Source organism: Candidatus Enterococcus ikei, from assembly GCF_017316105.1.
In the GTDB taxonomy this organism is placed as follows: domain Bacteria; phylum Bacillota; class Bacilli; order Lactobacillales; family Enterococcaceae; genus Enterococcus_L; species Enterococcus_L ikei.
This window is the reverse complement of sequence record NZ_JAFLWD010000058.1, coordinates 1-21,515: the sequence shown is the minus strand read 5'-3', so window position 1 is coordinate 21,515 and position 21,515 is coordinate 1. Positions and strand designations below refer to the sequence as shown.

Below are 21,515 nucleotides of genomic sequence, written 5' to 3'. Positions count from 1 at the left end.
ACAAGATTTAATTGTTACGCTAACCAAAGTCAGTTGTTTTTTGACGGAAAATCGGTGTTTAATTGACTGATAGATTTCTTTTCTGTTTCTTTTTAGCTATAATAAAGGAATGAATTACTGGAATCGTTACTAAAAAAGTTTGGTTTCGGCAGAAAAAGGACGTGAAAGCGATGCAGCAAAATATAATTTTAACGATCCAAGATCATCTTAAGCATTTGCCAGGATCTGAGCAAAAAATAGCAGAATATATTTTGAATCATACAAGTGAAGTTATTAATTTAAGTGCCCAAGAGCTTGCAAAAAAAGCAAGTTCAAGCCCAGCGGCTATCATCCGTTTTTGTCGATCGATTGAAGTGAGTGGGTTTACTGATTTAAAGATATTACTTTCAGCTAATCTGGGAACCGTCGATACACAGATGTATACGGAGGTCGAAAATGGTGAGACCACAGCTGCAATCAAAGAAAAACTTCAACATCGTTTGATCCATGTATTAGAACGAACGAATGAACATTTGGAAGATAAAGCAATTGATCAAGCGGTTGTAGAGTTAGAAACAGCAGAAATTATTTTTGTCTATGGTTTAGGTGCATCTTCATTAGTTGCTCAAGATATATATCAAAAATTTACTCGTTTGGGGTTGTCTGTATTCTTCACAATGGATCATCATTTATTTGCCTCTGCACTTGGCACAAATCGTTTGAAAGGTATTTATATCGGTATCTCAAACTCAGGTGCAAATCAGGAAACGAATGCCTTAGCGGATCTTGCTATTGAGAAAGGGTTGCCAGTGATTGGGCTAACAGCCAATCCGGATTCAGTATTGGCACAAAAAAGTTCCGTGTTATTATTGACGCCAGAAGGGGAAGAAGCACAATTACGAAGCGCAGCGACTGTTTCTTTAACAGCCCAACTTTATGTGGTAGATGTTTTGTTTTTTGCCTATGCGACTAAAAACTATAATGAAACATTAGAAAAAATCCAAGATTCTAAGGAAGCTGTTGAAATTGTAAAAAAAGAGTTGAATTGAACTATTATTTTACAGATATCCGTATATTTTAAATAAACAATGAAAACAAGAGATTGGAAGGAAACTAAATAAGTTTTCTCCCAATCTCTTGTTTTTGAATATTTATTTTTTGGTTGCAAGAGCACGCCCATCTTCGATGTAGAGGGTGTCATTAACGCTATCGATCGTAAACTTACCATTCTCATAAGTAAGTTTCGTTACGCTGCCATTTTCAAGTCCAATTTGCATTGGTAGACTAGTATCGATCAATGACAGTAAGAATGAAATCGTCAATCCGTGTGAAACAACCATGACATTTCCGCCACCATTTTTTTCGCGGTAATGAGCAATATCTTCAAAGCCACTCCAAACCCGTTCACGAATTTTTTCATAAGGCTCCGCCCAATTAGCTGTATCAGCGGCGATGATCGCATCCGCTAAATCTTTATAACTTATCCTATTTGTCATCATGTCATCATAATTTTTAAAAGCTAAAATTCTAGGAACAACACCCCAAAGTTCACCATCATAACCGCCATCTAACGAACCAAAACACCATTCACGAATCCGGCTGTCTGTTGCATAAGGAATAGCTGTACCATTATGATGTTCTTGCAAAATAATGCGTGCTGTCTGCATGGCACGTCCGCTATCACTGGAGTATGCTTCTTTGAAATCAGTATCTCTTAATCCAAGACCAAGATATTGAATGACTTGTTCCCCTTCTTTAGTCAAAGGGGTATCTGACCAGCCTTGGGTTCTGCCGATTGTGTTGAACATTGTTTTACCGTGACGAATAATATAAAGTGTTGTAGGTTCATTCATAAACTTTCCTCCTTAAAATTAAACGTTGAACAGGATTGATTACCTCTAAATGAAAAACAGAAAATTTTATCACAATCTGATTTTATTGTGATAGGAAAGGCTATCCCGTGAGATTAGAAATATTCTAGTTGAAAAAAGGGTTCGTTTTCTTTTCATGTTCGATCGTTGTAGCATCACCATGTCCTGGATAAGCCGGAAATTCATCTGGTAAGGTGAAAAGATAAGTGTTAATACTATGAAGCAGTTGTTGCATATCACCAGTGTGTAAATCAGTTCTGCCAATGCTGCCTTTGAATAACGCATCCCCTGTAACAACAAAATCATCAAAAACAAAGCTCACGCTTCCAATCGAATGTCCTGGAGTTGGTACAACAGAAAAGGTCATGCCACCTAAATCATAATCTTTCATTTCAAATTCGACTTCTGCTGGCTGAACAACAATATCAGCCATATCGTCGTGACGTCCTAATCCAGATAAGTTAAGAACCGGATTTGATAGCCATTCTTGTTCAAGTGGGCTGACATACACCGGAATATTATATTGATGACGCAATTCTTCGACTGCACCGATATGATCATAATGTGTGTGCGTTAGTAAGATAGCGATTGGTTTTTTTCCTGTTTTTTCAATCAACGCACTTATTTTTTCTGCTTCGGCCCCTGGATCAATAATCAATAATTTGTCTTCATTATAAATTAAGTAACAATTTTCTTGGATAACACCCGTTTGAATTCGTTCAATTTTCAGCATAGTTCGTTGCCTCCTCATAAGTATGATTCATCTCTAAGTATAACTCAATTTTGACCAGAATCAAAAGGCAGTGCTGTTCTTTTAACTGATTATTATAGATCAAGTTGAAAATATAGATTCGATGGCAAAAGCAGCGATAATTTACTTTTGATTTACTATCAATCATAATAGAGATAGTTTCTAAAAAAGTAATAGCCAAAAAGGAGTCGGCCAAAAATGAAAAAAGTTAACCAGTTTTTAGAACAAATTCCAGCACTGTTATCTAGTAAAGTGTCCATTTTTATTTATCTGTTTCTTTTTTTCTATTTAGTTGTCTTCGCTGTTTTAACAATGTGGATTCCTTTATTGAAAAATGTACAGCCATCTGCTAATGTTCAGTTGATTCTAGGAAATTACACGAATGTCTTGAGTGCTTTAGGGGCTTCTTTGGCAGCAGGGAGCGGGACGCTCATCCATCATAGCTTATCAACATTACATAAAAAACACGATAAAATGCACGATGAACTACAAAAGACGATTGCTGAGCTACATGATAAAATCGATCGTTTGGAGGAAGAAAAACGACAAGTTAAATGATAAATCAGATTCTATACGGTAAAACAAAACATTGTAAGTTTTGTTTTACTTTTTTTGCTTCAAACGAAAAAATGTTCGTTTTTAAGCTGTTTTTTCATAGGAATAAAGGATTTTTAAACAAAAAATATAGATTAAATACGAATTATTGTATATAATATTTTTTGTATCGTTATGAGAGGAGCATGTATTTTGTTTAAATTTGTCGTAAAAGGAACAGCATTTTCAAGTATTGATTCAAAAAATGTAGCTATTTTTGAGAATCATCTATTCTGTATCTCTGAAACAGGAATGATCAGTAAAATTATTTCACCAGAAGAAAGAGAATATGCGTCGATGATTCAAGAATATTCGTTAAATAATAAATTCCAAGAATTACCTCAGGGTCAATATATTCTTCCTGGTTTTATTGATCTTCATATCCACGCCCCTCAATGGGCGCAAGCTGGAACAGCCCTTGACCTGCCATTATATGATTGGCTTAATACGTACACCTTTCCACTTGAAGCAAAATTTTCTGACGCTCAATTTGCTGAGAAGGTTTATTCAGATTTAGTTGAACAATTAATCAAAAATGGAACAACAACAGCTTTATATTTTGCAACAGTTCATCGTAAATCAAGTTTACTATTAGCAGAAATCTGTAGTGAAAAAGGTCAAAGAGGCTTGGTTGGTAAAGTCGTAATGGATGATCAAGAGCAAAATCCTGATTATTATCGAGATGCCACGTCTGATGTTGCACTAGCTGAAACGGAATTATTTATTCAAGAGGTAATAGAGTTAAACAAGCAAACGCCTCAAGGAGTTTATCCAGTGGTAACGCCTCGTTTTATTCCAAGCTGTACCGATGATTCGTTAAAAGGATTAGGTGCTTTAGCTGCAAAGTATGACGTTCATATCCAATCTCATTGCAGTGAAAGTGATTGGGCGCATTCGTTTGTTCAAGAACGCTTTGGGAAAAATGATGCTTTTGCGTTAAATGATTTCGGTTTACTTACTGAAAAAGCAGTTATGGCTCATTGTGGTTTTCTGTCAGATGAAGATATGAAATTATTTTCAGAAAAAGGAACAGCCGTTGCACACTGTCCGATTTCTAATGCATATTTTGGTAATGCAGTTACGCCAATTGCAAAATTACTAAATGAGTACCAAGTTGAAACAGGTTTAGGCAGCGATATCTCAGGTGGCTTTTCACCAAGTTTATTTGATAATATCAGACAAGCAGTTATCTCCTCTCGAATGTTAGCAGACGGTGTCGATAAAGATTGCTGTAGCGAAAAACGCGGTGTTTCCGGGTCAAGTATTACCTTAAATGAAGCATTTTATCTAGCTACTGCAGGCGGAGGTGAGTCATTGAGCTTGCCGATCGGCAAATTAGCTGTTGATTATGCTTGGGATGTCCAAATCATTGATAGCAAAAGGTTACCAATTTTTTCAGAAGAAGAACCTTTAATGGATGTTTTTCAAAAAATTCTCTACTTGGCTCGTCCTGAAAATATCGAGGAAGTTTGGATTCAAGGTAGAAAAGTTCATGATAAAAATACACGGGAACTAGAGGTGCAAAAATAAAATGGCAGAATCACAAGTGAAAAGTTCAAAGTTAACAGTAGGGCCAAATGATGATTTATCGATGGGACAATCAGCATTATTAGGTATTCAGCATGTTTTAGCAATGGATGTGTACGTTGTTCCATTTATTATTGCATCAATCATTGGTTTGACCACGAAAGAATCTTCAGCGTTGATTCAATCAACCTTTATTGCGGCTGGAATCGCTACAATTATTCAATCTTATTTCTGTATGAAATTGCCAGTTGCTCAAGGGCCATCATTTATTCCGATTGGAGCGATAGCGGGTATTTATTTTGCAAATAATCAAACTGGTAATGGTTGGGGAACAGTTTTGGGTGCTAGTTTGATTGGTGCGATTTTAGTCATTATTTTAGGATTAACAGGTATTTTCAATCGTTTGATCAAAGCGTTTGTGCCACCTATCGTTGGTGGTACGATTATTTTTATTGTTGGCTTATCCTTGATGCCAGTTGCGTTGAATGATAATGTTTTTTCAGCTTCAGGTGATTTAGGACAAAATATTTTACTAGCAATCATTGCAGCAGCATCGCTTGTTCTATTTGCGATGATTGGATCGCGTTTTCCTGGTAAAGGGCGGATTTTTAGGATATCATCTGTGATTTTAGCTTTGGTGATTGGAAGTTTTGCGGCTCAATTTATGGGGATTCTTGATTTGTCACAAGTTAGCAAGGCATCATTGATCAGTGTGCCGCAATTACCATTTCTTGATTTTCATTTTTCATTTGATTTATCTTCGATTTTAACAATGGTCATTATTTACGTTGTCTTAATGGCAGAAACGACTGGAACTTGGTTTGCGGTCAGCAATGTTTGTGAAGAACCTTTAACAGATGAGAATATTAACAGAGGGGTTGTTGGTGAAGGAATCGGATGCTTTATTTCATCATTATTAGGAACCACACCGGTTACAGGTTATTCAACCAATTCTGGGATTATTTCGATCACTGGTGTTGCTAGTAAAAAAGTATTTGTAGCAGCTGGTGCATGGTTTATTGTCTTTGGTTTATCAGGTAAATTGTCAACATTGATCTCGTCAATTCCTGCCCCTGTGATCGGCGGTGTTTTTGTCATCGTTTGTGGCATTATTTCAATTAGTGGAATCAAAGTAATCAAAGAAGTTGATATCAGTGAAAAAGAAATGTACGTGATTGCGATTCCGATGATTTTAACATTAGCATTAACATTGATACCAAAAGAATTTATTCAGACATTACCACCATTTTTACAATACCTATTTGGTTCTTCTGTAGCAACGGCTTCAATAGCAGCGATTGTGCTAAATCGGTTATTGCCTAATGAAAAAGCGGAAGATCAAAGAAGAGAACAGAAAGAAATAAATGCTGTATAAAAAAGTGGGAAAATAAGAATTCATCAAAAACACGAACAATAGGTGCTGATTGTGTATATTTTTCGTCATTTACCTTTGACTTTTCTAAATAGATGGTGTAAATTAGCATAGGCGTTCTAAAATGCGAACTATTTTTGTTTGAATGTTCGTGTTTTGCGTGTTTCTATTTAGAACTTACTAGGAGGCAATAAAGTATGAAAGTTTTTGATTACGAAGATGTCCAGTTGATTCCCAATAAATGTATCGTGAACAGTCGTTCCGAATGTGATACAGTTGTAAAATTAGGGAAACATACCTTTAAAATGCCGGTCGTACCTGCAAATATGCAGACGATCATTGATGAAGAAATTGCGGAATTTTTAGCAAAAAATGATTATTTTTATATTATGCATCGCTTCGATGAGAGCGCTCGAATTCCATTTATTGAGAAAATGAATGCTAAAGGTTTGATTACTTCCATCAGCGTGGGCGTAAAAGAAGCAGAATATGGTTTTGTGGAAGAATTAGCGGAACGTAATTTGGTTCCTGATTATGTAACGATCGATATTGCACACGGTCATTCCAATGCAGTGATCAACATGATTCAACATCTGAAAAAACATTTACCAGATACATTTGTTATCGCCGGAAATGTCGGAACACCTGAAGCTGTTCGCGAATTAGAAAATGCTGGAGCGGATGCGACAAAAGTCGGAATCGGCCCTGGTAAAGTGTGTATTACAAAAATTAAAACAGGATTTGGTACTGGTGGCTGGCAATTAGCTGCACTACGTTGGTGTGCAAAAGCTGCTAGAAAACCAATTATCGCAGACGGTGGGATTCGTACACCGGGAGACGTTGCGAAATCAGTTCGTTTTGGTGCAACAATGGTGATGATCGGTTCACTATTTGCAGGACACGAAGAATCTCCAGGTGAAACAAAAGTCGAAAACGGTGTTGTCTATAAGGAATATTTCGGAAGTGCCTCTGAATTCCAAAAAGGTGAAAAGAAAAATGTTGAAGGCAAGAAAATCTGGATTCAACATAAAGGCAGTTTAGCTGATACACTTACAGAAATGCAGCAAGATTTACAATCTTCAATTTCTTACGCTGGCGGTCGTGATCTTGAAGCGATTCGCAAAGTTGATTATGTGATCGTGAAAAATTCTATTTTTAATGGCGATACAATTTAATTTAAGACGAAAGATTGTCAATATTGTGCGTCATCAGCGCTGTAACCAGTTGGTTCGAGTTGCAATAAAAAAGGAGCGTATTTTACGCTTCTTTTTTATTTTGATTATTTTTACTTTACCTGTCGTAGTAATCGTGTTATGATAATTACAACGACAGACGTAGTACGTCAGGTGAAGTAATCGGAGGTGATTCAATGATCGGCAGTGATGCAATCAGAGGGTATAATGATACATTTATTTTATCTGTCTTGCAGGAAGGTGATTCATATGGTTATGCAATTTCTAAAAGAATCACGGAAATTTCTGAAAATAACTATTCCATTAAAGAGACGACGTTATACTCAGCTTTTAACCGATTGGAAAAAAATGGATTTATCGAATCTTTTCCAGGGCAAATCACACACGGGAAAAAAAGAACGTATTACAAGATCACACCGTCTGGACAATCATATTTAGAAGAAAAAATAGCAGAATGGATACTTACAAAAGAAGTCGTTGAACGTTTTATCAAGGAGGAAAAATAATGAAAACTATTCAGGATTATATTGACAGTTTATTTTTAGGAATAACTGAAACAAGTCAAATAAAACAATTAAAAGAAGACCTGCTAGCAAGTGCAGAAGATCGTTATGAAGATTTGAAAAAACAAGGGAAGTCTGAAAATGAAGCAATTGGAGGCGTGATTTCAGAATTTGGATCAATTGATGAATTGCTAGAAGAAATGAATATTAAGCAAGAATTCATTGATGAAAAAGGCTATGATTTAGATGGAATTACAATAGATGAATCGCTCGATTTTCTTAAAGTTCATCATAGAGCTGCTACACTAATTGGTTTAGGGGTGATGTTCATCATGTTAGGCGTTGCCGCTCTTTTTGGTAGTATGACATTATATGGTGAAGGTGTGGCAGAAGGATTTGGCTTGTTATTTGTCTTCTTAGGGGCGGCAATAGGTGTTCCATTATTTATTATTGCTGGAACGAGTGTATCGAATACAAATAAAAAATTGAATGATCGTTTTATTTCGATTCAAGTAAAAAATGAAATTAAAAAAAGAAAGGATGCTTTTCAGCGTTCATTTATCTTTTGTATGGTAGCAGGGGTCGTGTTGTGTATTTTAGCAGTAATTCCTGTAGTCTTTTTTGTAACATTCTATGAAGAAGTATTTTTCGGCGTTGCTTGTTTGTTAGTTTTGGCTTCTTTCGGTGTTTTCTTCTTCATTTTCGGGGGTGTGATCATGGGAAGTTTCACCAAAATGCTTGAGCAAACTTATTTTATTTCAGATGAAGGAGAAATAGGACCAAGAGCAAAAGCAGAACGGGATAGTAAAAAGCCGGTATGGTTACAAACCCTTGAAAAAATTTATTGGCCGATTATCCTCATAATCTTTTTGTCACAAGGATTTATACTGGGCAATTGGGGATCAAACTGGATTATTTTTCCAGTAGCTGGGATTGCTTTTGGGATATTAGAAAGTATTTTTAGTAAAAATGAATAAAAAGCTCCGCTTATTTGGGAAATTACCCAAGGTAAGCGGAGTTTTTTTAGCCAAATAGCTAAAAGGATTGTCTTGAAAAAATGACAGTCATTGCTTTTTTTAGAGGGAAATAAGCAAGAGTCACAATAACGATGGTCGTTACTACATTAATGAAGGTTGCTGGTAATTTAGATAAGGCACTTGCAAAAGCGACGTTAAAATCAGCACCTGCAAGTAGACCCATAATAGTGTTTTTTAGCTGAGTCATAATAATTTTAGCAATACCCGTCACGCTGGCCACTATAATGAGTTTCCAAATAGTATCGATATTTTGATGAAAAAAGAAAATCATCAAAGCAGCAGCGCCACCAACAATAAAACTCTCTAGAATAAAGTAAGGCGCTTCTGCGGCAAATCCATTCAAAACATCAAATATAGCAAAACCTAGTCCGCCAGCTAAAGCCCCTTTTTTATAGCCAATCAAAAGTACAGCAAGCAATAATACTGAATTGCCTAAATGGGCAAAAGCCCCAGTTGGCATCGGGATTTTGATCATTGTTCCAAGGACCGTTAACGCTGCAAACAATCCAACTAATACAATAGAAGTTGTTGAATTTTGTTTATTCATTCGATCACTCCTTAGTTTTCTGTCATGCGGTCTTGGGCATGATTATATGCACCGTGCCAAACGTGACCAAGAAAAGGATTGATTTTTTGTCCATCTTTGATTGCAGCTGCCACAAATTTCTTAGCAAGCGCTACGGCATCAATGACCGAATAACCTTTTGCCAGACCAGCAGTTACTGCTGCTGCAAATGTACAACCAGCGCCGTGATTATAATCTGTCGAAAATAATTCGTTTTCTAAAATAGTAAAATCAGTTCCATCATAAAAAAGATCAGTTGCTTTCTCAGTATTCAAACGATGTCCGCCTTTGATCACAACATTTTTAGGACCTAGATCAAGAATTTTTTTAGCAGCTTCTTTCATTTGATCAACAGTAGTTAAATCACCCATTCCAGATAAAATTCCTGCTTCTACTAAGTTAGGTGTTGTGATAGTAGCTTTAGGTAAAAGTAAGCGAGTCATTGCTGCTACATTTTCTGGTTGTAATAGTTCGCTAGTACCTTTACAAGCCATTACAGGATCAATTACGATATTATCCATTGCAAATCTATCAATATATTCTCGAGTAATTTCAATCGCTTCGATGGTGCCAAGCATTCCTGTTTTCATTGCATCAAGAGCACCGCCAGCAAAAATAGTTTTCATTTGTTTTTCTACTAACTCAGGTTCGATCGGTGTAACCAGATGACTCCAGCCTTCATCGGGATTCATAGTCACGATACTAGTTAAAGCTGAAAAACCAAATGTCCCATATTCCTCAAACGTTTTTAAATCCGCTTGTATCCCTGCACCGCCGCTAGAATCAGAACCAGCAACTGTTAATACTTTTTTGATCATTATCCAACCTCTATTCATAAATATTTTGATATATGTATTGTAAAACAAACATAAGTTGACAAAAACAGCCAATTGGGTTATTTTCAGGTCATCCAATTGCTGCGAAACACAGTGAGTTTACGAACTGATGTTGAGCAGCACAAGACGACCAAAGGGAGAGTTGATTCTTAGTTTGAAACACAAAGAACGAAGTGATTTGATATTGAGCAGTACAAAACAATCGAAAGAAGAGTTGTTATATCCAATGCTCTCGTCAAACCATACAATTCAGCAAGTTAGAACACTCGATTAGACTATAATAAATAACTACAAAAAGGAGGCAAAAAAATGTGGTCACTAAATAAAGAAAAAGGTGTTCCAGTCTACGTGAGTATCATCGAACTAATTCTTTCCTACATAAAAAATGGGGATCTTCTACCAGGTGAACGTTTACCGTCGGAAAGAAAACTGGCAAATTACTTTCAAGTGAATCGTTCAACCGTTGTTCATGCATTGGATGAACTTGTTGCATTAGGCTGGATTGTCAGAAAGCAAGGTAGTGGCACAATCGTCAATGAAGGAAAATGGGGAATCAGTACAGCTCCTAGGACGGACTGGCGTCGTTATTTAGAACAAAATGCTTTCGCTAAAATCGATCCTTTTATTGAACAAATCGAAACATTGATCAAGCATTCAAATGAGGATGTACTGGATTTATATACCGGTGAATTGCCTTTAGATCTGATTCCCAGTTTTGCATTTCCACCATTGACATGGAAGCATTTTTTAGAAGAAGAACAGCAGGATGATTTAGGCTATTTTCCCTTGCGGCAATCAATTAGTCACAAAGCAGAAAAAGAGTATGGATTTTCACTACCGCCGGAAAGTTTATTGATTACATCAGGTGCGCAACAAGCCTTATTTTTAATTTTGCAAGTATTACTGCAACCAGGGGATGGTGTAGCCATTGAAAATCCCTCTTTTCTTTATGCATTGCCTATTTTTCAAGCAGCAGGCATTCGCTTATATGGAGTAGAAATGGATCAAGAAGGAATTTGCTTGGAATCTTTGGAAAAAATGATTCGTCAACATCGTATCAAGATGGTGATGGTCAATCCGTCGTTTCAAAATCCGACTGGCAAAACAATGTCAATGAAACGAAGAAGAGGGTTAGTTGAACTATGTCAAAAACATCAAATTCCAATTGTAGAAGATGATGTTTTTGGTACGTTAAATTTTATTTCTGCCGATCAAGTCCAACCGTTAAAAAAATTGGATCCAGAAAATGTCTTATATATCGGTTCCCTTTCAAAAATTCTAGGTTCAACGACAAAAATAGGCTGGTTAAGTGCCCCAACTTCTGTAAATCAGCAATTGGCTGAAGCCAGAAAAATGATGGATTTTACACTGAGTATTTTCCCACAATTATTAGCGAATTTGGCATTAACAGACGAAAATTTTTCTGATAAAATTTCTTCTTTAAAACAAAAAGTAGAAGAACGGGGTCACGCAGTGGTAGATGTTGTAGCAAAAATAGAGGATTGGGAAGTTGAAATGCCTAAAGGCGGTTTTTATTTGTGGGCAAAATGGAAAAAGGGAAACTTGCGTCAAAAAGATTGGGCGGTTTTTCTACAAGAAGGGTTACTTGTCGCACCAAGTTTTATTTTTAGTGGAAATCGAGATAGTATTCGTATTAATTTTTCCAGAATCGATGAGGATAAACTGCCTATATTTAAAGCAAAGTTAGAAAAAATTACCCAAATAATCGCTTCTGATTTTTCAACACTATGATAAAATAGGAATAAAATGGAGGAAATAAATATGAATCAAACAATCGAGTTATTGAAAAATCGTCGCAGTTATCGAGAATTTGACGAGAATTATGCGTTGCCTAAGGTAGAATTACAGGCAATACTAGATGCAGCTCGTCAAGCTCCTAGTTGGATGAATGGCCAATTTTACAGCATCATTGTTATTCAGGATAAAAAGATCCGTGAACAACTTGTAAAATGGAATCCAGGTAATCCTCATATGCTGAACAGTTCAGTATTTTTACTTTTTATCGGTGATCTTCATCGCACTAAAATAGTTAGCGCTGCTCATGAAAGTTCCTACTCAATTGATGAAAGTGTGGAACCGATGATATTGGCTGTAACCGATGCATCATTAGCGCTGGAAAATGCAGTGATTGCTGTTGAAAGTTTAGGGCTAGGTTCAGTTGTTGTTGGAAGTATTCGTAAATATGGCAAAGAAATCTGTCAATTGTTGGATTTGCCAGACAATACGTTTCCTTTATTTGGATTAAGTATTGGCAAACCAGTGGTAGAAATGAAAGTGAAACCACGATTACCAGAAACCTCAGTTGTCCATTATGATAAGTATCGTCCGTATGCCTATTCGTTGATTGAGCAATATAATGACACGATGGAACAATTTGGAGAGGCAAGAGAAACGAAGCGTTGGAGTCAAAAATTTTCTGATTATTTCGCTGAGGAACCATCAATGATCACCGATCAGCTATTACAAATCCAAGGCTTGTTGAAATAAATCCTTAAATCAATAGAACGACTCATCCTTTTTTGCTAGGCATCACTTTCTTCTCTGGCAATGGAATGATATACTTACTAGTGGATAAAAAAACAAAAGATAAAAGAGGTGCTAAATATGTCTTGGGAACAAGTCTATGAACAGTGGATAAATGAAGGTAATATACCAGAAAATTTAAAAAAAGAATTAAAAGATCTTAAAGAAGATCCTGAAAAGTGCGAGGATGCTTTTTATGCACCGTTGGAATTTGGTACAGCGGGCATGCGTGGTATTTTAGGTGCCGGCATCAATCGAATGAATATATTTACAATTCGTCAAGCAACTGAAGGGCTGGCTCGCTTTATAGATGCTCAAGGTGCTGAAACGAAACGACGTGGTGTTGCAATTGCCTATGATTCTCGCCATATGTCTCCAGAATTTGCTATGGAAGCTGCGAAAACATTAGCACAGCATGACATTCCAGCATTTGTTTTTGAAAGCTTAAGACCAACGCCAGAGTTATCTTTTGCGGTTCGTTATTTAAATGCTTTTTCAGGTATCATGATTACGGCATCTCACAATCCAGCAGCGTATAATGGCTATAAAGTGTATGGTGCAGATGGTGGTCAAATGCCGCCTGCTGATGCGGATGCATTAACAAAGTATGTTCGTGAAATCGAAAACCCACTTAAAATAGAAGTTCTCTCAGATGACCAAGCAAAAGTGAGCGATTTGATCACGATTATCGGTGAAGAAGTCGATAATGCTTATCTAAAAGAAGTGAAGAAAGTCACGATCAATCAAGAATTGATCAATGAAATGGGTAAAGAATTAAAACTAGTTTATACACCACTCCATGGGACAGGCAAAATGCTTGGTGAAAAAGCGTTGAAACAAGCAGGCTTTGAAAAATTTGTACTTGTTCCAGAACAAGCGATTGCAGATCCAGATTTTACAACAGTGAAATCACCAAACCCAGAAGAACATTCTGCTTTTGAATATGCGATTCGTTTAGGTGAAAAAGAAGATGCTGATTTGTTGATTGCAACAGATCCTGATGCCGATCGCCTAGGTGCGGCCGTTCGTTTACCTGATGGAAGCTACCAAGTTTTAACTGGTAACCAATTAGGATCGATCATGATTCAATATATTTTAGAAGCACATAAACAAGCAGGAACGTTACCTGAGAACGCTGTTGTCTTAAAATCTATCGTATCGAGCGAACTAGCAACTGCAATCACAACAAAATATAAGACAAAAATGGTAGATGTTTTAACAGGGTTTAAATTTATTGCGGAAAAAATCGAGCAATATGAAGCAGACCATTCACAAACATTCATGTTTGGTTTTGAAGAAAGCTATGGTTATTTAGTTAAATCTTTTGTTCGTGATAAAGATGCGATTCAAGCGCTTGTTTTATTGGCAGAAGTTGCGGCTTTCTACAAAAAACAAGGAAAAACTCTTTACGACGGATTACAAGATATTTTTGAAGAATATGGTTACTTTGAAGAAAAAACAATCTCTGTAACATTGAGCGGTATTGAAGGTAGCGAAAAAATCAAAGCATTGATGAAAAAATTCCGCGAAGAAGCACCGACTTCTTTTGCAGCTATCAACGTAACACAAACAGAAGACTTTAAAGAATTGACTCGAACATCACCTGATGGCAAAGTCGAAGAATTAACAACTCCTCCTTCAGATGTGCTAAAATATTTCTTGGAAGATGGCAGTTGGATTGCGATTCGTCCGTCTGGAACAGAACCTAAAATCAAATTTTACTTGGCTACTAAAGCTTCTTCTCAAAAGGAAGCTGATCAAAAAATCAAGAACTTTGAACAAGCAGTCAATGCATTAACCGAATAAAATGAGTTGGACTGAAAAAACTGGATAAAAGGTTGTTTCAGTCCTTTCATTTGCAAAACGTATAAGGAGTGATAGATATGAACATTGGATTTATTGGCGCTGGTCACATGGGTAGTGCAATGATCGAAGGACTTTTAAAAGCAAAAGTAGTTGCACCAGAAAATTTATTCGTAAAAGGTGGATCAAGCGGTACCGCTGAGGCTTTGCAAGAAAAATTATCGTTTCAATTGATCAAAGATTATGAAGCGTTGAAAGAATGCCAAGTTATTTTTATTGCTACAGGAGCTAAAATCGTATTAGATATTTTAAAACAAGCAGCGCCATCTATGGCTAAAGATACAATTCTTATTTCAGTTGCTACAGGACATACGGTGGAAGAGGCTCAAGCAGTATTAGGCAGTGACATTCATGTTGTTCATGCTATTCCAAACACGCCAGTTAGTGTGAATGCTGGAATGATAGGAGCTGTTTTTGCTAAAAATATGCCTAGTGCATCAAAAAATGAAGCGATTCGTGTATTGGAATCTCTAGGTAAAGTCGAAGAGGTTAGCGAGGCTATACTAGGAACATTTGGTACAGTTGCTGGATGTAGTCCTGCATTTGTCGATATATTTATGGAAGCTTTAGCAGATGGTGCAGTGTTAGAAGGGATGCCGCGTGCACTTTCTTATGAAATCATTGCTCAAATGATGCTGGGCTCTGCTAAATTAGCAATTGAAACGAAAAAACATCCAGGAGAGTTAAAAGATGGTGTAACATCGCCTGGAGGCAGCACGATTAAGGGTGTTACTGCACTAGAGAAAAATGGCTTCAGATATGCTGTGATCGATGCAGTTAAACAAGCGAACAGCTAATATAAGAGCTACTAACAGACAAGTGGAATTTTTTTCTGCTTGTCTTTTTAAATCAAGCAAAGAAAAAATCTATCCTCTTTTGGAAAAAGTTTGCTATAATAAGCAAGAAGAAAAAATGAAAGGAAGCTCAGCGATGAAAGAAATAGATGAGATTCAAAAAGTAAGCCAGTTATATAAAGTGTTGAGTGATCCGACAAGATTACGAATTTTACTACTGTTGAAACAAGGAGAATTAAATGTAACAGCAATCGGAGAAAAGCTTTCAATGGAACAATCCGCTGTTTCCCATCAGTTGAAATTATTAAGAGATAGTCATGTGGTAAGATCCAGACGGGAAGGTAAAACGATCTACTATACTTTAGATGATCATCATGTTATCGACATTCTCAATCAGACATTTGAACACATCAAACACCAATAACTCACCTTTTCTAGGATTCCCTCAGGAAATTCAAAGAAAAGGGTAGTTTTTTTTACGTCAGTTGGGTATACTAGAAACATGTTTTATTAGAAGAAAATGAAATGTTTCTAATCTTTATAGTTGGAGGAAGAAGAATGAAGGAAAAATTGAAAGTAGGTTTACTTGGACTAGGTACAGTTGGATCTGGTGTACCAACAATTTTGCAAGAACATCAAGAAAAGATTTCTCAAGTGACAGGGATGGAAATCATTATTTCAAAAGCCTTAGTACGTGATGAAGAAGAAAAAAGACGGCTAGCTGAGAAATTTGATATTCAACTCACAACAAGTATTGATGATATTATTAATGATGATGAAATCAAAATTATTGTAGAATTAATAGGAAAAGTCGAACCAGCAAAAACCTTCATTACTAAAGCGTTAGAAAATGGTAAACATATTGTGACAGCAAACAAAGATCTTTTAGCTCAACATGGAAGTGAGCTTGTAGCTTTAGCACAAAAAAATCATTGTGATTTATATTATGAAGCAAGCGTTGCCGGAGGTATCCCTATCTTGCGGACAATTGCGAATAGCTTAGCTGCGGACAATATCCAAAAAGTGTTAGGAATCGTTAATGGAACGACAAACTACATGTTGACACAAATGGTTGCCGAGAAAAAGTCTTATGACCAAGCATTAAGTGAAGCCCAGGAATTAGGATTTGCTGAATCTGATCCAACCAATGACGTGGATGGAATTGATGCAGCTTATAAGATGGTTATTTTAAGCCAATTCGCTTTTGGGATGAACATTCGATTGGATCAAGTTGATACTCGTGGGATTCGTGGGTTATCTTTAGATGATGTAGAAATGGCGGCTCAATTAGGCTATGAAGTTAAGTTGATAGGTTCCTCTGAAAATCAAGAGGGGAGTATCGCAGTTGAAGTTGGACCGATGCTTGTAGCAAAATCTCATCCGATTGCTTCAGTTCGTAATGAGTTTAATGCTGTGTTTATTGAAAGCTCTGGTGTTGGTGAATCGATGTATTATGGACCAGGAGCAGGAGCCAAACCAACTGCGACAAGTGTTGTCAGTGATATCATTACAATTGCTAAAAATATTCGTTTAGGTACAACTGGTCATATGTTCAATTCCTATCAGCATGACACAAAATTGGCACCTGATGAAACAATTTCTGGAAAATACTACTTCTCAATTGAAGTACCCGATCGTCGCGGTCAAATTTTAAAATTAACACAAATCATGACCGAAGCAAATGTTAGTTTTGACCAATTAGTTCAGCAAAAATCTGATGGTACTAGAGCTAGAATTGTTGCAATTACACATACAATTACAAAAGAACAAATGAAACAAGTGACAAAAGAAATCAAAGTAACTGACGAATTTGAACTATTGAATACATTCAAAGTATTGGAGGATTAAAAATGTACGAAGGACTATTAAAACAGTATAAAGAGTATTTACCGATTACGGATAAAACACCGATGATTTCACTAGCAGAAGGAAATACACCGTTAATTCTATTGCACAACTTATCGAAAGAATTAGGTATCAATCTATACGGAAAATATGAAGGATTAAACCCAACTGGATCATTTAAAGATCGTGGAATGGTTATGGCTGTTGCTAAAGCTGTTGAAGAAGGAGCCAAAGCGATTGTCTGTGCATCAACTGGTAATACGAGTGCAGCTGCAGCCGCTTATGCTACTAGAGCAGGTGTTAAAGCCTATGTTGTTATTCCGGATGGGAAAATCGCAATGGGAAAATTAGCACAAGCAATCATATACGGAGCTGACATCATTTCAATTCCAGGGAATTTTGACGAAGCTTTGAAAGCTGTTCGTGATATTGCCAAGACTGAAGCGGTTGCTTTAGTGAATTCTGTGAATCCATATCGTTTAGAAGGCCAAAAAACAGCGGCTTTTGAAGTCTGTGAACAACTGGGACAAGCGCCAGATGTTTTAGCGATTCCAGTGGGGAATGCTGGTAATATTTCTGCTTATTGGAAAGGCTTTAAAGAATGGCACGACAAAAAAGGAACACTTTTACCTAGAATGCACGGATTTGAAGCAGAAGGCGCTGCAGCAATCGTAAAAGGTGAAGTGATCGAGCAACCTGAAACGATTGCCACAGCAATTCGAATCGGAAATCCAGCAAGCTGGAAATTGGCTGAAGCTGCACGTGACGAATCAAAAGGACATATCGATTCTGTTACAGACGAAGAAATTTTAAACGCTTATCGTAAAGTTGCGGCTCAAGACGGTGTATTTGTAGAACCAGGATCAGCTGCTTCTTTAGCTGGTGTAATTCAACATGTGAAAAGTGGGAAAATCAAACAAGGGGAAACCGTTGTAGCTGTTTTCACGGGAAATGGATTGAAAGATCCTGATACAGCAATCAATGCAACAGACGTAAAAATTTCTAAAATGAGTGATTTAGAAGAAATGCGTATGCATCTACGTAATGGAGTGTCAGAACTATGAAAATAAGAATTCCCGCAACCAGTGCAAATCTAGGTCCGGGTTTTGATTCATGCGGTATTGCACTTTCATACTATCTATATATTGAAGTACTAGAAACCGCTGATGAGTGGAAAATCCAACATTCTTTAGGAGCAGATATTCCTAGTGATAAGACCAATCTACTTATTCAGACAGCTTTAAAAGTAGCCCCAAATCTTTCGCCTAAAGTCTTGAAGATGACATCAGATATTCCTTTAGCTAGAGGTTTAGGCAGTAGTTCAAGTGTGATTGTTGGCGGTATAGAATTAGCTAATCGCTTAGGAAATCTAAACTTATCACAAAAAGATAAACTGCAGATTGCGACAGAAATCGAAGGACATCCAGATAATGTAGCACCTGCGATATACGGAGACTTTGTTGTTGCAAGTTATGTGGATGGTGAAGTTTATTCTGTCAAACACCATTTTCCCATGTGTGATGTGATTGCGTATATTCCCAATGTCCATCTATTGACATCGGAAAGCCGGAGTGTACTTCCTGCATCTATTCCTTATAAAGAAGCTGTACAGGCGAGCGCTATTGCAAATGTAATGATTGCAGCAATATTAAATGGTAATTTACCCTTAGCAGGTCTAATGATGGAAAAAGATCGTTGGCACGAATCGTACCGTAAAAAATTAGTTCCGCATTTGGATCAAATTCGAATGCTTAGCCATCAAGTTGGAGCATATGGTGCATTCTTAAGTGGGGCTGGACCAACTGTTTTGATTTTATCTCCAGAAGAAAATACGGAAAGAATGGTTAAAGAGCTGGAAAACCTTTCACTTTCGGCAACAATCAATGTGTTATCGATTGATCAAGAAGGAATTCAAGTATTTTAAAATAAAAAAACTAAGAGCCGTGTTGAGGCAGATAATTGCCGCACAGCTCTTAGTTTTTTGCCGTCTTTAAGCTTCAGGAGATTCCGTTGCATAATAGCTATGGTCTTCTAAATTCAATGCATTTAAAATCATTGAAGCTGTTTCTTCGATAGACAAGGAAGCGACATTGATAACGACACAGCCCAATTTTTCATATAAATCATTAGCAAATGTTAGCTCTTTTCTGATTTTTTCAATATCTGAATAAGAAGTATCGGCAGGTAGACCGTAAGTTCTCATACGTTCTTTTCGGATACCATTTAATATATCTGGATCATTCGTTAATCCAACAATTTTTTTAGGATTTGTTTCCCACAGTTGTTTTGGTAAGTGTGCTTCTGGAATCAATGGTAAATTGGCAACTTTTAAATTTTTATTTGCTAAAAATAAGCTAAGTGGTGTTTTTGATGTTCTAGAAACGCCTAGTAACAGAACGTCAGCTTCTAAAAATCCCCTAGGATCTTTACCGTCGTCATATTTTACAGCAAACTCCATTGCTTCGATGCGTTTAAAGTAATTTTCATTCAAATGATGTAATGCACCGGCTTCTCTGGTTGGTGCTATTCCAGTTAAACGCTCGATTTCAGCTACAGGAGGTGTTAGGATGTCGAAATGATATAAATCATGCTCTTCAAAAAATTCATTAGCGATTTTTACCAAACGATCATTAACGATCGTGTGCAGTACCATGGCGTTTTCACGTTTTGCATCTTCAAGGGCTTTTCTCAATTTATCTTCTTCTTTAGCGAATGTCCGTCTAAATAAAGAAAAATCAACAGTGGGATATTGGGCCATGCAAGCCGCTGCTAATTTTGATGCTGTTTCTCCAGCAGAATCGGAGATAACAAAAATAGTCACGCATTTTTTTTGTTCATTAGTAGTCATAATTGGATTCCTCTCTTGCTTTTTTGGTAGTTTTATTATAACATACCTTCATGAATCTTATTCGTAATCATTCTGATTTAACAAATGGAGGCAATGAAATGGTACAATCTAATTCGAAAGTTGAGCAGTCATTAGCAGTAATGAAAGAACATGGCTTGAAATATACAAAAAAAAGAGAAGCAATGATCACCTATCTGATTCGCAGAAATCGTTATATTTCAGCAAGAGAAGTCTACGAATTTATGAATCGAGAATACAAAGGTGTTAGTTATGATACTATCTATCGAAATTTACATGATTTTGCGGATTTAGAATTGCTTGAGACAACTGATTTGAATGGAGAAAAGAAATTTCGTTTCCGTTGTTGTCAAGAAGTGGGACATCATCATCATTTTATCTGTACAGTTTGTGGCAAGACAAAAGAAATTCATATGTGCCCAATGGATTTTTTTAAAGAACAATTAAGTGGATGTGAAATTGAAGGCCATCGATTTGAGATTTTAGGTCGATGTGAAGAGTGTAAATGATCGTTTTTTTCAGAAAATACTGTGAATATTGCACATGTGTGTAAAACTTTACTCATTTTGGTACTTTTTTATATATTTTTTCACTACAAAGGTTGACGTTAAAATAACCATTCGATATAATGTAACAAGAACGGTATTTTATTTATGTGTAACAATTCATAAATATAAAAAACGGTTACTTTTTAAGCTCGGAGGGAGGGAATTAACATGTCAAAAACTGTCGTTCGTAAAAACGAATCTCTTGACGATGCTCTTCGTCGCTTCAAACGTTCCGTTTCAAAAGCGGGTACTTTACAAGAATCTCGTAAACGTGAATTCTACGAAAAACCAAGTGTAAAGCGTAAGAAAAAATCTGAAGCAGCTAGAAAACGTAAAAAATTCTAGTTTTCGATGAATTGGAGTTGGTTGTATGTCATTACTAACAACATTGAATGATGATATCAAAACAGCTATGAAGTCAAAAGATAAAGATACTTTATCTGTTCTTCGTATGTTGAAAGCAGCCATTCAGAATGAGCAGATTAAAACGAACCGTGATTTGGACGGGGAAGAAGAGCTATCAGTTTTGTCTCGTGAGATGAAACAACGCAGAGACTCTTTATCGGAGTTTGAAAAAGCGGGACGTGACGATCTTGCTGACAAAGTAAAAATCGAAATCACAATTGTTGAAAAATATATGCCCAAGCAACTGTCTGATGAAGAGATTCGTCAGATTGTTCAAAGGGTAATTGATCAGACCGGAGCGACTTCATCGAAGGAATTTGGTAAAGTCATGGCTGCTGTGATGCCTCAAGTGAAGGGTAAAGCAGACGGAAATCAGGTTAATACAATTGTAAAAGAGTTATTACAAGAGAGAGAATAAGAAA

The 21,515-nt window shown here is 36.6% G+C and carries 23 protein-coding genes; 18 read left to right on the top strand and 5 right to left on the bottom strand.

All coding sequences use genetic code 11. The features are described from left to right. Positions 1 to 170: 170 nt before the first annotated feature. The gene (locus JZO69_RS16285) at positions 171 to 1,028 is read left to right on the top strand and encodes a MurR/RpiR family transcriptional regulator (protein WP_207113863.1); all 858 of its coding nucleotides are present in this window, start codon (positions 171 to 173) and stop codon (positions 1,026 to 1,028) included. A 102-nt stretch (positions 1,029 to 1,130) separates the two neighbouring features. Here the strand turns inward: JZO69_RS16285 and JZO69_RS16280 are convergent, their stop codons facing one another. After that, positions 1,131 to 1,832: a histidine phosphatase family protein gene (locus JZO69_RS16280; RefSeq protein WP_207113862.1), complete on the bottom strand. Its 702-nt coding sequence runs from the start codon at positions 1,830 to 1,832 to the stop codon at positions 1,131 to 1,133. Between the two features lie 124 nt (positions 1,833 to 1,956). Further along, positions 1,957 to 2,583: an MBL fold metallo-hydrolase gene (locus tag JZO69_RS16275; protein WP_207113861.1), complete on the bottom strand. Its 627-nt coding sequence runs from the start codon at positions 2,581 to 2,583 to the stop codon at positions 1,957 to 1,959. A 216-nt stretch (positions 2,584 to 2,799) separates the two neighbouring features. Between JZO69_RS16275 and JZO69_RS16270 the strand changes: the two genes are divergently transcribed. The 6 genes from JZO69_RS16270 (at position 2,800) to JZO69_RS16245 (ending at position 8,767) form a co-directional block, all read left to right on the top strand. Then, entirely contained in the window at positions 2,800 to 3,159 is a 360-nt protein-coding gene (locus JZO69_RS16270) for a hypothetical protein (RefSeq protein WP_207113860.1), read from the top strand. A gap of 189 nt (positions 3,160 to 3,348) precedes the next feature. Then, positions 3,349 to 4,725 carry a guanine deaminase gene (gene guaD / locus JZO69_RS16265; protein ID WP_207113859.1) on the top strand — a complete coding sequence of 459 codons (1,377 nt, stop codon included), beginning with the start codon at positions 3,349 to 3,351 and terminating at the stop codon, positions 4,723 to 4,725. 1 nt (position 4,726) lies between these two features. Beyond that, positions 4,727 to 6,097 (top strand): uracil-xanthine permease family protein, encoded by a 1,371-nt coding sequence (locus JZO69_RS16260; RefSeq protein WP_207113858.1) that lies wholly within the window; start codon positions 4,727 to 4,729, stop codon positions 6,095 to 6,097. A 194-nt stretch (positions 6,098 to 6,291) separates the two neighbouring features. Beyond that, positions 6,292 to 7,269, top strand: a complete 978-nt coding sequence (guaC, locus tag JZO69_RS16255) for a GMP reductase (RefSeq protein ID WP_207113857.1) — start codon at positions 6,292 to 6,294, stop codon at positions 7,267 to 7,269. A 194-nt stretch (positions 7,270 to 7,463) separates the two neighbouring features. Then, positions 7,464 to 7,793, top strand: a complete 330-nt coding sequence (locus tag JZO69_RS16250; RefSeq protein ID WP_207113856.1) for a PadR family transcriptional regulator — start codon at positions 7,464 to 7,466, stop codon at positions 7,791 to 7,793. Beyond that, positions 7,793 to 8,767: a permease prefix domain 1-containing protein gene (locus tag JZO69_RS16245; protein ID WP_207113855.1), complete on the top strand. Its 975-nt coding sequence runs from the start codon at positions 7,793 to 7,795 to the stop codon at positions 8,765 to 8,767. Before JZO69_RS16250 ends, JZO69_RS16245 begins: the two co-directional genes overlap by 1 nt. Positions 8,768 to 8,825: 58 nt before the next feature. On the opposite strand, the gene JZO69_RS16240 is transcribed toward JZO69_RS16245, so the two are convergent. Both JZO69_RS16240 and thiD read right to left on the bottom strand, forming a co-directional pair. Further along, complete coding sequence (locus JZO69_RS16240; protein ID WP_207113854.1) at positions 8,826 to 9,374, bottom strand: ECF transporter S component; 549 nt, start codon at positions 9,372 to 9,374, stop codon at positions 8,826 to 8,828. 11 nt (positions 9,375 to 9,385) lie between these two features. Next, positions 9,386 to 10,210 (bottom strand): bifunctional hydroxymethylpyrimidine kinase/phosphomethylpyrimidine kinase, encoded by an 825-nt coding sequence (gene thiD / locus JZO69_RS16235; protein ID WP_242586920.1) that lies wholly within the window; start codon positions 10,208 to 10,210, stop codon positions 9,386 to 9,388. A gap of 327 nt (positions 10,211 to 10,537) precedes the next feature. Here thiD and JZO69_RS16230 point away from each other — a divergent pair, with 327 nt between their 5' ends. The 8 genes from JZO69_RS16230 (at position 10,538) to thrB (ending at position 19,198) form a co-directional block, all read left to right on the top strand. Next, positions 10,538 to 11,980 (top strand): aminotransferase-like domain-containing protein, encoded by a 1,443-nt coding sequence (locus JZO69_RS16230; RefSeq protein WP_207113853.1) that lies wholly within the window; start codon positions 10,538 to 10,540, stop codon positions 11,978 to 11,980. A 30-nt stretch (positions 11,981 to 12,010) separates the two neighbouring features. Continuing rightward, positions 12,011 to 12,736, top strand: coding sequence for a nitroreductase family protein (locus tag JZO69_RS16225; protein WP_207113852.1), 726 nt, complete (start codon positions 12,011 to 12,013; stop codon positions 12,734 to 12,736). A 117-nt stretch (positions 12,737 to 12,853) separates the two neighbouring features. Beyond that, positions 12,854 to 14,578 (top strand): phospho-sugar mutase, encoded by a 1,725-nt coding sequence (locus JZO69_RS16220; protein WP_207113851.1) that lies wholly within the window; start codon positions 12,854 to 12,856, stop codon positions 14,576 to 14,578. Between the two features lie 77 nt (positions 14,579 to 14,655). Next, entirely contained in the window at positions 14,656 to 15,432 is a 777-nt protein-coding gene (gene proC / locus JZO69_RS16215; protein WP_207113850.1) for a pyrroline-5-carboxylate reductase, read from the top strand. A 133-nt stretch (positions 15,433 to 15,565) separates the two neighbouring features. Further along, positions 15,566 to 15,853 (top strand): ArsR/SmtB family transcription factor, encoded by a 288-nt coding sequence (locus JZO69_RS16210; protein WP_086314291.1) that lies wholly within the window; start codon positions 15,566 to 15,568, stop codon positions 15,851 to 15,853. Positions 15,854 to 15,987: 134 nt separating this feature from the next. Beyond that, on the top strand, positions 15,988 to 17,277 hold the full coding sequence (locus JZO69_RS16205; RefSeq protein ID WP_207113848.1) for a homoserine dehydrogenase: 1,290 nt from the start codon (positions 15,988 to 15,990) through the stop codon (positions 17,275 to 17,277). Between the two features lie 2 nt (positions 17,278 to 17,279). Next, a complete protein-coding gene (gene thrC, locus JZO69_RS16200; RefSeq protein WP_207113847.1) occupies positions 17,280 to 18,338 on the top strand; it encodes a threonine synthase in 1,059 nt (352 codons plus the stop codon). Continuing rightward, complete coding sequence (gene thrB / locus JZO69_RS16195) at positions 18,335 to 19,198, top strand: homoserine kinase (protein ID WP_207113846.1); 864 nt, start codon at positions 18,335 to 18,337, stop codon at positions 19,196 to 19,198. Before thrC ends, thrB begins: the two co-directional genes overlap by 4 nt. Positions 19,199 to 19,264: 66 nt before the next feature. Here the strand turns inward: thrB and JZO69_RS16190 are convergent, their stop codons facing one another. Then, entirely contained in the window at positions 19,265 to 20,122 is an 858-nt protein-coding gene (locus JZO69_RS16190) for a pyruvate, water dikinase regulatory protein (RefSeq protein WP_207113845.1), read from the bottom strand. A 98-nt stretch (positions 20,123 to 20,220) separates the two neighbouring features. Here JZO69_RS16190 and JZO69_RS16185 point away from each other — a divergent pair, with 98 nt between their 5' ends. The 3 genes from JZO69_RS16185 (at position 20,221) to JZO69_RS16175 (ending at position 21,511) form a co-directional block, all read left to right on the top strand. Next, the gene (locus JZO69_RS16185; protein WP_207113844.1) at positions 20,221 to 20,649 is read left to right on the top strand and encodes a Fur family transcriptional regulator; all 429 of its coding nucleotides are present in this window, start codon (positions 20,221 to 20,223) and stop codon (positions 20,647 to 20,649) included. A 207-nt stretch (positions 20,650 to 20,856) separates the two neighbouring features. Then, positions 20,857 to 21,033, top strand: a complete 177-nt coding sequence (gene rpsU, locus JZO69_RS16180; RefSeq protein ID WP_002356740.1) for a 30S ribosomal protein S21 — start codon at positions 20,857 to 20,859, stop codon at positions 21,031 to 21,033. Between the two features lie 25 nt (positions 21,034 to 21,058). Further along, positions 21,059 to 21,511 (top strand): GatB/YqeY domain-containing protein, encoded by a 453-nt coding sequence (locus JZO69_RS16175; RefSeq protein WP_207113843.1) that lies wholly within the window; start codon positions 21,059 to 21,061, stop codon positions 21,509 to 21,511. The last annotated feature ends 4 nt before the right edge of the window (positions 21,512 to 21,515 follow it).